At 69.5% G+C, this 13,198-nt stretch carries 12 protein-coding genes; all 12 read left to right on the top strand.

The window, feature by feature from the left end:
- The first annotated feature begins 107 nt into the window (after nt 1–107).
- The 12 genes from ABZ826_RS05020 to ABZ826_RS04965 all read left to right on the top strand — a co-directional run bounded on the left by ABZ826_RS05020 (nt 108) and on the right by ABZ826_RS04965 (nt 13,164).
- Nucleotides 108–1,688 (top strand): UDP-N-acetylmuramoyl-L-alanyl-D-glutamate--2,6-diaminopimelate ligase, encoded by a 1,581-nt coding sequence (locus ABZ826_RS05020; protein ID WP_361442501.1) that lies wholly within the window; start codon nt 108–110, stop codon nt 1,686–1,688.
- A 4-nt stretch (nt 1,689–1,692) separates the two neighbouring features.
- Nucleotides 1,693–3,099, top strand: a complete 1,407-nt coding sequence (murF, locus tag ABZ826_RS05015; RefSeq protein WP_361442267.1) for a UDP-N-acetylmuramoyl-tripeptide--D-alanyl-D-alanine ligase — start codon at nt 1,693–1,695, stop codon at nt 3,097–3,099.
- Entirely contained in the window at nt 3,096–4,166 is a 1,071-nt protein-coding gene (mraY, locus tag ABZ826_RS05010) for a phospho-N-acetylmuramoyl-pentapeptide-transferase (RefSeq protein WP_361442264.1), read from the top strand. Before murF ends, mraY begins: the two co-directional genes overlap by 4 nt.
- The gene (murD, locus tag ABZ826_RS05005) at nt 4,163–5,590 is read left to right on the top strand and encodes a UDP-N-acetylmuramoyl-L-alanine--D-glutamate ligase (RefSeq protein WP_361442498.1); all 1,428 of its coding nucleotides are present in this window, start codon (nt 4,163–4,165) and stop codon (nt 5,588–5,590) included. Before mraY ends, murD begins: the two co-directional genes overlap by 4 nt.
- A 113-nt stretch (nt 5,591–5,703) precedes the next feature.
- Nucleotides 5,704–7,149 (top strand): putative lipid II flippase FtsW, encoded by a 1,446-nt coding sequence (gene ftsW / locus ABZ826_RS05000; RefSeq protein WP_361442261.1) that lies wholly within the window; start codon nt 5,704–5,706, stop codon nt 7,147–7,149.
- A gap of 6 nt (nt 7,150–7,155) precedes the next feature.
- Entirely contained in the window at nt 7,156–8,250 is a 1,095-nt protein-coding gene (murG, locus tag ABZ826_RS04995; RefSeq protein WP_361442258.1) for an undecaprenyldiphospho-muramoylpentapeptide beta-N-acetylglucosaminyltransferase, read from the top strand.
- A 53-nt stretch (nt 8,251–8,303) separates the two neighbouring features.
- The gene (locus ABZ826_RS04990) at nt 8,304–9,098 is read left to right on the top strand and encodes an FtsQ-type POTRA domain-containing protein (protein WP_361442255.1); all 795 of its coding nucleotides are present in this window, start codon (nt 8,304–8,306) and stop codon (nt 9,096–9,098) included.
- A gap of 277 nt (nt 9,099–9,375) precedes the next feature.
- The gene (ftsZ, locus tag ABZ826_RS04985; RefSeq protein ID WP_361442252.1) at nt 9,376–10,590 is read left to right on the top strand and encodes a cell division protein FtsZ; all 1,215 of its coding nucleotides are present in this window, start codon (nt 9,376–9,378) and stop codon (nt 10,588–10,590) included.
- 44 nt (nt 10,591–10,634) lie between these two features.
- A complete protein-coding gene (gene pgeF, locus ABZ826_RS04980; RefSeq protein ID WP_361442249.1) occupies nt 10,635–11,345 on the top strand; it encodes a peptidoglycan editing factor PgeF in 711 nt (236 codons plus the stop codon).
- A 6-nt stretch (nt 11,346–11,351) separates the two neighbouring features.
- On the top strand, nt 11,352–12,071 hold the full coding sequence (locus ABZ826_RS04975) for a YggS family pyridoxal phosphate-dependent enzyme (RefSeq protein ID WP_361442246.1): 720 nt from the start codon (nt 11,352–11,354) through the stop codon (nt 12,069–12,071).
- A 126-nt stretch (nt 12,072–12,197) separates the two neighbouring features.
- Nucleotides 12,198–12,809, top strand: a complete 612-nt coding sequence (sepF, locus tag ABZ826_RS04970; protein ID WP_361442243.1) for a cell division protein SepF — start codon at nt 12,198–12,200, stop codon at nt 12,807–12,809.
- Nucleotides 12,810–12,879: 70 nt separating this feature from the next.
- The gene (locus ABZ826_RS04965) at nt 12,880–13,164 is read left to right on the top strand and encodes a YggT family protein (protein ID WP_361442240.1); all 285 of its coding nucleotides are present in this window, start codon (nt 12,880–12,882) and stop codon (nt 13,162–13,164) included.
- Nucleotides 13,165–13,198 lie beyond the last annotated feature (34 nt).

Here is a 13,198-nt window from a genome sequence, read left to right as displayed (position 1 = left end):
AGCACCAGAACCCCGGGCCCTCACTTCGCGGGAGGCCGGGTGCGCCCGGTACGCTCACCGCCGTGCCCCACGCTGATCAGTTCCAAACCACCCAGAAGGACGCCCCTGTGAACTACCCGGGAGCGCCCCGCCCGGATCGGCTCAGGCCGACACCCCTCGGTGAGCTGGCGGCCCGGCTGGGAGTCGAACCGCCGGGAACCGGCGAGGTCACCGGCATCACCCACGACTCGCGGGCGGTCCGCCCCGGTGATGTGTACGCGGCCCTGCCGGGCGCCCGGTTCCACGGCGCCGACTTCGTAGCCCAGGCGGCCGGTCTCGGCGCGGCGGCGGTCCTCACCGACCCGGCCGGCGCCGAGCGTGCCGCCGCCACCGGACTGCCGGTGCTGGTCACCGAGGACCCGCGCGGCCGGATGGGCGAACTCGCCGCTGAGATCTACGGACAGCCCGGTGCCGACCTCCTCCGGATCGGCATCACCGGAACCTCCGGAAAGACCACCACCGCGTACCTCGTCGAGGGTGGCTTCCGCGGCGCCGGGCGCGCCACCGGGCTGATCGGCACCGTGGAGACGCGGATCGGCGACGAGCGCATCAAGTCCGAGCGCACCACCCCCGAAGCCACCGATCTGCAGGCATTGTTCGCCGTCATGCGCGAACGCGGGGTCGACTCGGTGACGATGGAGGTCTCCAGCCACGCCCTGGTGCTCGGCCGGGTCGACGGCTGCGTCTTCGACGTCGCGGTCTTCAACAACCTCAGCCCGGAGCACATGGAGTTCCACTCCGGGATGGAGGACTACTTCCAGGCCAAGGCGCAGCTCTTCACCCCGCGGCGCAGCCGGCAGGGCGTCGTCAACTTCGACGACGAGTACGGCCGCAGGCTGATCACCGAGGCGTCCGTCCCGGTCGTCACCTTCTCCGCCGAGGGCCACCCGGACGCCGACTGGCGCGCCGAGGACGTCGAAGTGGGGCCGCTGGGTTCCACCTTCACCGTCGTCGGCCCCCAGGGCGAGCGGATCGCGGCCAGGGCGCCGCTGCCCGGCCCGTTCAACGTCGCCAACACCCTTGCCGCGATCGTCACGCTCGCCGTCGCGGGCCTGGACCCCCAGACCGCGGCCGACGGCGTCGCCGCCGTGCCGGGCGTCCCCGGCCGGCTGGAACGCGTCGACGCCGGACAGCCGTACCTCGCGGTCGTCGACTACGCGCACAAGACCGACGCCGTCCAGTCCGTCCTGCGTTCCCTGCGCAAGGTCACCAAGGGCAGGCTGCACATCGTCCTCGGCTGCGGCGGCGACCGCGACGTCACCAAACGCGGCCCGATGGGCGCCGCGGCGGCCCGCCTCGCCGACACCGCCGTACTGACCTCGGACAACCCCCGTTCCGAGGACCCTCTCGGAATCCTCGCCGCAATGCTCGCGGGCGCCGCCGAGGTGCCCGTGCACGAGCGCGGCGACGTCCTGGTCGACGCCGACCGGGTCGCCGCCATCGCCGCCGCAGTCGCCCGCGCCGAGCCCGGTGACACGGTGCTGATCGCCGGCAAGGGCCACGAGCAGGGCCAGGACATCCACGGCGTGGTCCGCCCCTTCGACGACCGCGTGGTCCTGCGCGCGGCCATCGAGCGTTCCCTGGGGCACAGCGGCACCGAGAGCGCCGCCCACCGCGCCCACACCCACGAGAACAACAGTCAGGGATGACCAAGTGATCGCCCTTTCCCTCGCCGAGATCGCCGAAATCGTCGGCGGGCAGTCGCACGACATACCCGATCCGGCAGCAACCGTCAGCGGGCCCGTCGTCATCGACTCCCGAGAGGTGAAGCAAGGCAGCCTGTTCGTCGCCTTCGTCGGCGAGCGGGTCGACGGCCACGACTACGCGCAGCGCGCCGTCGAGGCGGGCGCGGCAGCCGTGCTGGCCGCCCGCCCCGTCGGCGTTCCGGCGATCGTCGTCGACGACGTCGTGGCCGCACTCGGCGCGCTCGCCCGCGCCGTCGTGGGCCGCCTCGGCACCACCGTCGTCGCCCTCACCGGTTCCGCGGGCAAGACGTCCACGAAGGACCTCATCGCCCAGCTCCTCGAACGCAAGGGGCCCACCGTCTACCCGGCGGGCAACCTCAACAACGAGATCGGCCTGCCGCTCACCGCGCTGCGCGCCACGGAGGACACCCGCCACCTCGTGCTCGAAATGGGCGCACGCTACATCGGCGACATCCGTTATCTCACCGGTCTCGTCCCGCCCCGTGTCGGCCTCGTCCTCAACGTCGGCACCGCCCACATCGGCGAGTTCGGCGGCCGGGAGCAGATCGCCCAGGCCAAGGGCGAGATGGTCGAGTCGCTGCCCGAGGACGGCCGTGCCGTGCTCAACGCCGACGATCCGCTCGTGCGTGCCATGTCCCCCCGTACGAAAGCCCCGGTGCTGCTCTTCGGCGAAGCCGCGGATGCGGACGTACGGGGCGAGAACGTCCGTCTCACCGACGACGGCCGCCCCACTTTCAAGCTCCACACACCCACCGGGTGCAGCGACGTGACCATGCGCCTGTACGGTGAGCACCACGTGTCGAACGCGCTCGCCGCGGCCGCCGTCGCCCATGAGTTGGGCCTGTCCGCAGACGAGATCGCCGAAGGGCTCTCCGAGGCGGGCACCCTCTCCCGCTGGCGCATGGAGGTCACCGAGCGTCCGGACGGCGTGACGTTCGTCAATGACGCCTACAACGCGAACCCCGAATCCATGAGAGCAGCGCTGCGCGCGCTGGTCGCCATGGGGAAGGGCCGGCGTACGTGGGCTGTGCTCGGCCCCATGGCCGAGCTCGGCGACGCCTCGCTCGCCGAGCACGACGCGGTCGGACGGCTTGCCGTCCGGCTCAACGTCAGCAAGCTCGTCGCGGTCGGGGGCAGAGAGGCCTCCTGGCTGCGACTGGGCGCATACAACGAGGGTTCGTGGGGTGAGGAGTCGGTGCACGTGTCCGACGCACAGGCTGCCGTCGACCTGCTGCGCAGTGAACTGCGCCCGGGAGACGTCGTGCTGGTGAAGGCGTCCCGGTCGGTCGGCCTGGAGCAGGTCGTCATGACGCTGCTGGAGAACACGTCCGAGGGCGAGGTCGCCGGCCGATGAGGCAGATCCTCTTTGCGGGGGCCATCGGGCTCTTCCTGACCCTGGTCGGAACTCCGCTGCTGATCAAGCTGCTGGCCCGCAAGGGATACGGCCAGTTCATCCGGGACGACGGCCCGCGCACCCACGGGTCCAAGAAGGGCACGCCCACCATGGGTGGTATTGCCTTCATCCTGGCGACGATCATCGCGTACCTCGCGGCGAAGCTGATCACCGGCGAGGAGATGCGTTTCTCCGGTGTGCTGGTGCTCTTCCTGATGACCGGCATGGGTCTCGTCGGCTTCCTCGACGACTACATCAAGATCGTCAAGCAGCGTTCGCTCGGCCTGCGGGCCAAGGCGAAGATGGCGGGGCAGTTGATCGTCGGTATCGCCTTCGCGGTGCTCTCACTGCAGTTCGCCGACGCCCGCGGCAACACCCCGGCCTCCACCAAGCTGTCGTTCGTCGCGGACTTCGGCTGGTCGATCGGCCCGGTGCTGTTCGTCGTCTGGGCCCTGTTCATGATTCTCGCCATGTCCAATGGCGTGAACCTGACGGACGGTCTGGACGGGCTGGCCACCGGTGCGTCGGTGATGGTCTTCGGCGCGTACACCTTCATCGGGCTGTGGCAGTTCCAGGAGTCCTGCGCCAACGCGACGACCCTGACCAATCCCAACGCCTGTTTCCAGGTACGCGACCCACTGGACCTCGCGGTCGTCGCCTCGGCACTGATGGGCGCCTGCTTCGGCTTCCTGTGGTGGAACACCTCACCCGCCAAGATCTTCATGGGAGACACCGGTTCGCTCGCCCTCGGCGGCGCCCTCGCCGGCCTGGCGATCTGCTCCCGTACCGAGTTCCTGATGGCCATCCTCGGCGGCCTCTTCGTGATGATCACCATGTCCGTGGTCATCCAGGTCGGTTCCTTCAAGATGACCGGTAAGCGGGTCTTCCGGATGGCGCCGCTCCAGCACCACTTCGAACTCAAGGGGTGGTCCGAAGTCCTTGTCGTGGTCCGCTTCTGGATCATCCAGGGCATGTGCGTGATCGTCGGACTCGGTCTCTTCTACGCGGGATGGGCAGCCGAGAAGTGAGCAACCAGGACTGGCAGGGCAAGCACGTCACCGTCGCGGGACTCGGAGTGTCCGGAATCCCGGCGGCCAAGGTGCTGCACGGCCTCGGGGCCGTCGTCACGGTGGTCAACGACGGGGACGACGAACGGTCCCGTACGCAGGCCGCGGAGCTGGAGGCGCAGGGCATCACCGTGCGCCTCGGCGACGGGGCGACCCTGCCCGAGTCCACCGAGCTCATCGTCACCACCCCCGGCTGGAGGCCCGACAAGCCGCTCTTCGCCGCAGCCGCCGAGGCGGGCGTCCCGGTCTGGGGCGACGTCGAACTCGCCTGGCGGCTGCGCGGTCTGGACGGCAGGGAACCGGCACCCTGGCTCGCGGTCACCGGCACCAACGGCAAGACCACGACCGTACGGATGCTCGCCTCGATCCTGGAGGCGGCCGGGCTGCGCACCGCCGCCGTCGGCAACATCGGCGTCTCCCTCCTGGACGCCGTCCTCGGCGACGAGAAGTACGACGTACTCGCCGTCGAGCTGTCCAGCTTCCAGCTGCACTGGGCGCCCTCGCTGCGCGCCCACTCGGCGGCGGTTCTCAATCTGGCGCCCGACCATCTCGACTGGCACGGCTCCATGGAGGCGTACGTCGCGGACAAGGGCCGGATCTACGAGGGCAACCGCATCGCCTGCGTCTACAACGCGGCCGAGAAGGCGACCGAGGACCTGGTCCGCGCGGCCGATGTCGAGGAGGGCTGCCGCGCCATCGGCTTCACGCCGGGCACACCCGGCCCGTCCCAACTCGGCGTCGTCGACGGCATCCTCGTCGACCGCGCCTTCGTGGCCAACCGGCAGAAGCAGGCCCAGGAGCTCGCCGAGGTCACCGACGTCAACCCGCCGGCCCCGCACAACATCGCCAACGCCCTGGCGGCCGCGGCCCTGGCCCGCGCCTTCGGTGTCGAGCCCGCGGCCGTACGGGACGGACTGCGGGCCTTCCGCCCCGACCCGCACCGCATCGAGCACGTCGCGGATGTCGCCGGGGTCGCGTACATCGACGACTCCAAGGCCACCAACACCCATGCCGCCGTGGCCTCCCTCGCCGCCTACGACCCGATCGTCTGGATCGCCGGCGGCCTCGCCAAGGGTGCCGCCTTCGACGAACTGGTGACGGGGGCGGCCGGGCGGCTGCGGGGCGTTGTGCTGATCGGTCGCGACCGGGCGCTGATCCGCGAAGCCCTCGCGCGACACGCCCCCGAGGTCCCGGTGGTCGACCTCGGCCGGACCGACACTGGGGCGATGTCCGAGGCGGTCCACCAGGCTGCACGGCTCGCCCGGCCCGGGGACACCGTACTGATGGCCCCGGCCTGTGCCTCGATGGACATGTTCGTCAATTACAACAAGCGGGGCGAGGCGTTCGCGGACGCGGTCCGCGCGCTCGCCGCCGAGAGCGCCTGACGGGCCCGGCCTCCGCGCCGTACTGTCCCGGACGACCGGGTGCGGGCAGCCGCGCCACGGGCCCCGGCCCCAGGCTGCGGCCCCGGGCACGAGCACTGGAGGGGACAGCGACAATGCCGGCCGAAGAGAGCTCCGCCGCGCCCCGTGGGGACCGCTCACGGGGCGCGGCGACCAGCCGGGCGTTCATCCCGCCCCTCCTCGCGGGCGCGGGCCCCGGCGCACCGCTCGGTCCCGCCCTGCGGGTCAGGTCGGTCGCCGGCCCCCGGCGCCCCTCGGTGGCGCGCCCCAAGGGGCGCTCCACCGGCACCCCCCGTGCCCCGCGCGGCGGTGGCGTGCGGCGGATGTACGAGCAGGCACGCCGGGCCTGGGACCGCCCGCTGACCGCGTACTACCTGATCCTGGGGGCCGGCCTGCTGATCACCGTGCTCGGCCTGGTGATGGTCTACTCCGCCTCGATGATCAAGGCCCTGGAGCTGCACCTGCCGGGCTCCTACTTCTTCCGCAAACAATTCCTCGCCGCCGTCATCGGCGCCGGCCTGATGGCGCTCGCTGCCCGGATGCCCGTCAAACTCCACCGGGCGTTCGCCTATCCGCTGCTCATGGGATCCGTCTTCCTGATGGCGCTGGTCCAGGTGCCAGGGATAGGGATGTCGATCAACGGCAACCGGAACTGGCTCTATCTGGGCGGGCCGTTCCAGCTCCAGCCCAGTGAGTTCGGCAAGCTCGCCCTGGTCCTGTGGGGCGCGGACCTGCTCGCCCGTAAACAGGACAAACGGCTGCTGACGCAGTGGAAGCACATGCTCGTTCCGCTCGTTCCCGTCGCCTTCATGCTCCTCGGGCTGATCATGCTCGGCGGTGACATGGGCACTGCGATCATTCTCACTGCGATCCTGTTCGGACTGCTCTGGCTGGCCGGGGCACCCACCAGGCTCTTCGCCGGGGTGCTCGCGTTCGCCGGAATGATCGCGTTCGTGCTGATCAAGACCAGCCCGAACCGGATGTCCAGGCTCGCCTGCATCGGGGCCAGCGAACCAGGCCCGGGGGACTCCTGCTGGCAGGCCGTGCACGGGATCTACGCTCTGGCGTCCGGTGGATTGTTCGGTTCCGGGCTCGGTGCGAGTGTGGAAAAATGGGGTCAACTACCCGAACCGCACACCGACTTCATCTTCGCCATCACCGGGGAGGAACTGGGGTTGGCGGGGACACTGTCGGTGCTCGCCCTCTTCGCGGCTCTAGGCTATGCGGGTATCCGCGTGGCCGGACGCACGGAGGACCCCTTCGTGAGGTATGCCGCGGGAGGCGTGACCACCTGGATCACGGCGCAGGCCGTGATCAACATCGGTGCGGTGCTCGGCCTGCTGCCGATCGCCGGTGTCCCGCTCCCGCTGTTCTCCTACGGAGGGTCGGCCCTGCTGCCGACCATGTTCGCTGTCGGGCTGCTGATCGCGTTCGCGCGGGACGATCCCGCCGCGAAGGCGGCCCTGGCCATGCGGAGGCCCGGGGTGAGATGGAAGACGATGAGACGGCGCGTCAAGAAGCGTCCGTCCGGAGAGCGGTGAATTTCGGTGCATGTCGTACTCGCCGGTGGGGGGACCGCCGGCCACATCGAGCCCGCGCTTGCCCTCGCGGACGCCCTGCGCAGGCAGGACCCGACCGTGGGAATCACTGCCCTCGGCACGGAGCGCGGACTCGAGACCAGGCTCGTACCCGAGCGGGGGTACGAACTCGCCCTGATCCCGGCCGTACCGCTGCCGCGCAAGCCCACCCCGGAACTGATCACCGTCCCGGGACGGCTGCGCGGCACCATCAAGGCGGCCGAGCAGGTCCTGGAACGCACCAAGGCGGACTGCGTCGTGGGCTTCGGCGGCTACGTCGCCCTGCCCGGCTACCTCGCCGCCAAGCGGGTTGGGGTGCCGATCGTCGTCCACGAGGCCAATGCCCGGCCGGGCCTGGCCAACAAGATCGGCTCCCGGTACGCCCACGGGGTCGCCGTCTCCACCCCCGACAGCAAGCTGCGTGGTGCCCGCTACATCGGCATCCCGCTGCGCCGGACCATCGCCACCCTGGACCGGGCCCGGGTCCGCCCCGAGGCGCGTGCCGCCTTCGGCCTCGACCCCAACCTGCCGACGCTGCTGGTCTCCGGCGGCTCGCAGGGCGCCCGCCATCTCAACGAGGTGGTCCAGCGGGTCGCCCCGCTGCTGCAGCGCTCCGGGATCCAGATCCTGCACGTGGTCGGTCCGAAGAACGAATTGCCGCGTGTCGACAACATGCCCGGGATGCCGCCCTACATCCCGGTACCGTACGTGGACCGGATGGATCTCGCGTACGCGGCGGCCGACATGATGCTCTGCCGGGCGGGCGCGATGACCGTCGCCGAACTCTCCGCCGTCGGGCTCCCCGCCGCCTACGTCCCGCTGCCCATCGGCAACGGTGAACAGCGGCTCAACGCCCAGCCGGTGGTCAACGCCGGCGGCGGTGTGCTGGTGGACGACGCTGCGCTCACCCCCGAGTGGGTGCAGGGCAACGTCCTTCCGGTGCTCGCGGATCCGCACAGGCTGTACGAGATGTCCCGCGCGGCCGCCGAGTTCGGCCGCCGGGACGCCGACGACCTGCTCGTCGGCATGGTGTACGAGGCGATTGCCGCACGCCGAGGCGCGTGAGGCGGCAGACGGGTCCGGGGGCGGCGCCCCCGGACCCGGCATAAGGAGCGAGCGTGGCCGGACCGACGACCGCCCAGCGCGGTGCAGCCCAGCGGGAGGACTCCCCGGCCCGCCCGTCGCGCCCGCGCCCGCAGGGACGCAGAATGCCCAGCCGCAGACAGTTGATCGTGATCGGCGTACTGGTGCTGCTGCTCGGCTCCGGCGCCGTCTGGGCGCTCTACGGCTCTTCGTGGCTCCGTACCGAACAGGTCCGGATCAGCGGGGTCGACGTGCTGACTCCCGCCGAGGTGGAGGCCGCCGCGGCGGTGCCGATCGGTGCCCCGCTGATCTCTGTGGACACCGATGCCATCGCTGGCCGGTTGCGCCAGAAATTGCCCCGTATCGACTCGGTGGATGTCGCGCGGTCGTGGCCGCACGGAATCCGACTCGAGGTGACCGAACGACAGCCGGTCCTGTTGATGAAAAAGGACGCAAAGTTCATTGAAGTGGACGCGAAGGGCGTGCGCTTCGCAACAGTGGACAAATCGCCCGGTCATGTACCTTTGCTGGAATTGACGCCTGATCGGTCCGCGAGCCTGCGCCGCTTCGGCAGCGCCCGGTTGGTGCGGGAGGCTGTCCGGGTCGCGGGCGGCCTTCCGGGCGGCATCGCCAGGGATACCGAGGTCGTACGGGTCACCTCGTACGATTCGGTCTCGCTGGAGCTCACCCGGGGTCGGACGGTGGCCTGGGGCAGTGGTGAGGACGGGTCGGTGAAGGCGAGAGTCCTCGCCGCTCTCATGAAAGCCTCTCCCAAAGCGGGACACTTCGACGTGAGTGCACCCACCGCCCCTGCCGTGTCGGGTAGTTGACGCACATTTGGCCTGGCCAGCACCCTGGTTGGTCAGCGCTACGGGTGATCACATAGGGTGAAAAGAAAAACGGGAGGTTCGGCGTGTTCGTTGAACGGGCGCCGCTTGTCGACTTAGTGTCCTGTTCGGAAGAGTCCATGAAGCAGACACACTGGTAACCCTAAACTTCAACGTTAGGGTTCGGGTCGGCGTTTCGGACCGTCCCAATCGGCATCCGTCGTCGCGGCGGGACTACCGCGAAGCGACGACACGTAACTCGAGGCGAGAGGCCTTCGACGTGGCAGCACCGCAGAACTACCTCGCAGTCATCAAGGTCATCGGTGTCGGCGGCGGTGGTGTCAATGCCATCAACCGAATGATCGAGGTCGGTCTCAAGGGCGTCGAGTTCATCGCGATCAACACTGATGCGCAAGCCCTGTTGATGAGCGACGCCGACGTCAAGCTCGACGTCGGCCGCGAACTCACCCGCGGACTCGGCGCCGGGGCCAACCCGGCCGTCGGTCGCAAGGCGGCAGAGGACCACCGTGAGGAGATCGAGGAGGTCCTCAAGGGGGCCGACATGGTCTTCGTCACCGCCGGAGAGGGCGGCGGCACCGGCACCGGCGGCGCACCCGTCGTCGCCAACATCGCGCGCTCGCTCGGCGCCCTGACGATCGGCGTGGTCACCCGCCCGTTCACCTTCGAGGGCCGGCGACGCGCGAACCAGGCGGAGGACGGCATCGCCGAGCTCCGCGAAGAGGTCGACACCCTCATCGTCATTCCCAACGACCGGCTGCTGTCCATCTCGGACCGCCAGGTCAGCGTGCTCGACGCGTTCAAGTCGGCCGACCAGGTGCTGCTCTCGGGTGTCCAGGGCATCACCGACCTCATCACGACGCCGGGCCTGATCAATCTCGACTTCGCCGACGTCAAGTCGGTCATGTCCGAGGCCGGTTCGGCACTCATGGGCATCGGCTCGGCCCGCGGCGACGACCGCGCGGTGGCCGCCGCGGAGATGGCGATCTCCTCGCCGCTCCTGGAGGCGTCCATCGACGGCGCCCGCGGTGTCCTGCTCTCCATCTCCGGCGGCAGCGACCTCGGTCTCTTCGAGATCAACGAGGCCGCCCAGCTGGTGAGCGAGGCGGCGCACCCCGAGGCGAACATCATCTTCGGTGCGGTCATCGACGACGCGCTGGGCGACGAGGTCCGCGTCACCGTGATCGCGGCGGGCTTCGACGGCGGGCAGCCGCCGGCCCGGCGCGAGAACGTCCTGGGCGCGAACACCGCCAAGCGCGAGGAGTCGGTCGCGCCGGTCCGGACCGCCGAGCCCGTGCGCCAGACCGGCGGACTGGGTTCCGTGCCGCCGCGCGAGGAGCCCCCGGCCCAGGCCGAGCCCGTACCGGCGGTCAATGAGAGCCACCTGCCCCCGGTCACTCCGCCGCACATCCCGCCGGCCCGTCCCTACCAGGACTCCGCGGTCGAAGAGCTGGATGTTCCGGACTTCTTGAAGTGATAGGTCCGTATCACGCAGGTCCCGCAGCACCTTCAGTGTCCTCAGTGGATCGCGCGCACTTCGCCTTCACCGACAGGTGGGGCGGGGTGAGCGCCGCTCCGTACGAGGAGCTCAACCTCGGCGGCGCGGTCGGAGACGACCCCGCCGCCGTTCTGGCCAATCGGGAGCGCGCCGCGAGGGCCCTCGGTCTGGACCCGGCGCAGGTCGTCTGGATGAATCAGGTGCACGGTCGGGACGTCGCGGTGGTCGACGGCCCGTGGGGCGACGCCGCGGAGATCCCCGCGGTGGACGCGGTGGTGACCGCTCGGCGCGGGCTGCCGCTCGCCGTGCTCACCGCCGACTGCACCCCCGTACTGCTGGCCGACCCGGTCGCCGGGATCGCGGCGGCGGCGCACGCGGGCCGCCCCGGTCTGGTCGCGGGAGTGGTCCCCGCCGTGGTCGAGGCCATGGTCGGACTCGGTGCCGAGACCCACCGGATCATCGCCCGCACCGGACCGGCTGTCTGTGGGCGGTGCTACGAAGTCCCCGCGGGGATGCGCGCCGAGGTCGCCGAGAGCGTCCCGGCCGCTTGGTCCGAGACCAGTTGGGGCACCCCGGCCGTGGATGTCACCGCCGGGGTCCAGGCCCAGCTCGAAGCCCTCGGGGTCGAGGACCGGCAGGCATCGCCGGTCTGCACCCTCGAATCGGGCGATCACTTTTCGTACCGCCGCGACCGCACCACCGGGCGGCTCGCCGGATATGTCTGGTTGGACTGATAGGGCATGACGGATCGTAGGACTCAACTCGCCGAAAATCTGGCACGGGTGGAGGAACGCATTGCTTCCGCCTGTATCGCCGCCGGTCGCAAACGGGAAGAAGTGACCCTCATCGTGGTCACCAAGACCTACCCCGCGAGCGATGTGCGGATTCTGCATGAACTCGGTGTGCGTCATGTCGCGGAGAATCGTGACCAGGACGCGGCCCCCAAGGCAGCCGAATGTGCGGATCTGTCGCTCATCTGGCACTTTGTCGGTCAATTGCAGACGAATAAGGTTCGTTCTGTGGCGAGTTATGCCGATGTCGTGCAGTCAGTGGATCGAGTCAAACTGGTCACGGCCCTGTCGGCGGCGGCCGTGCGCGAGGAGCGCGAACTCGGCTGCCTCATCCAGGTCGCGCTCGACGCGGAGAGCGGCGAGCGCGGTGACCGGGGCGGTGTCGCGCCGGGCGGGATCGAGGAGTTGGCCGCCGCGGTCGACTCCGCACCCGGGCTGCGACTCGGCGGTCTGATGACCGTCGCGCCGCTCGCCGGACCGTACGCGGGACGGCAACGCGCCGCCTTCGACCGGCTGATGGAATTCTCATCCCGCCTGCGCGGGAACCATCCGGCTGCGAACATGGTCTCTGCGGGGATGAGCGCGGACCTCGAGGATGCGGTCGCGGCCGGAGCGACACATGTGCGCGTCGGTACGGCGGTACTCGGAGTCCGACCGAGGCTCGGGTAACGTCGCCAAGCAGGTCGGACCACAGCAGAAAATATGGTCATTCCCGCCTATGGCGGGCAGGCCTCAGTGGATCGCGGGGCACTTGGTGACAGATGCCGATCCACCACAGAGCGGAGGACTCAGAGCATGGCCGGCGCGATGCGCAAGATGGCGGTCTACCTCGGCCTCGTGGAGGACGATGGGTACGACGGTCCGGGGTTCGACCCCGATGACGAATTCGAACCCGAGCCGGAGCCCGAGCGCGACCGGCGGCGGCACCAGCCCGCGCATCAAGTGGAGCGGGAACGGGACGAACCGGTACGAGTGGCGCAGCCTCCCGCGCAGCGGGAGCCGGTTCAGATCCCGGCGGAAAGGGAGCGACCCGCCCGAATCGCACCCGTGGCATCCATCACACCTGAACGCCCGAACATGGAGAAGAACGCACCGGTGATCATGCCCAAGGTTGTGTCCGAGCGGGAGCCCTACCGCATCACCACGCTGCACCCCCGGACCTACAACGAGGCCCGTACCATCGGGGAACACTTCCGTGAGGGCACTCCGGTGATCATGAATCTCACGGAGATGGACGATACGGACGCGAAGCGACTTGTCGACTTTGCTGCAGGACTCGTCTTCGGTCTCCATGGCAGCATTGAGCGCGTGACGCAGAAGGTGTTCCTGTTGTCGCCTGCTAACGTCGATGTCACGGCGGAGGACAAGGCCCGCATTGCTGAGGGCGGATTCTTCAACCAGAGCTGAGAACACGACACCGGGAACGACCCGGCCGTAGGGCCGGAGCTACGAGAGCCAGGGGAGAGGGAAGCGCGAAATGGGCGTCGCACTGCAGGTTGTCTATATCGCGTTGATGTGTTTCCTCATCGTGCTGATCTTCCGGCTGGTCATGGACTACGTCTTCCAGTTCGCACGTTCATGGCAGCCCGGCAAGCCGATGGTGGTCATACTTGAGGCCACCTACACTGTCACGGATCCACCGCTCAAGCTTCTGCGGCGGTTCATCCCGCCGCTGCGTCTCGGGGGCGTGGCACTCGACCTGTCCTTCTTCGTTCTGATGATCATCGTCTACATCCTGATCAGCATTGTGACCAGGCTGTGAGCGATACGGTCTTGCCGACTGCCGACGACTACGT

Origin of the sequence: Streptomyces sp. NPDC047515 (genome assembly GCF_040643055.1) — a bacterium.
GTDB lineage: Bacteria > Actinomycetota > Actinomycetes > Streptomycetales > Streptomycetaceae > Streptomyces.
This window is presented reverse-complemented; position numbering and strand designations above follow the sequence as displayed.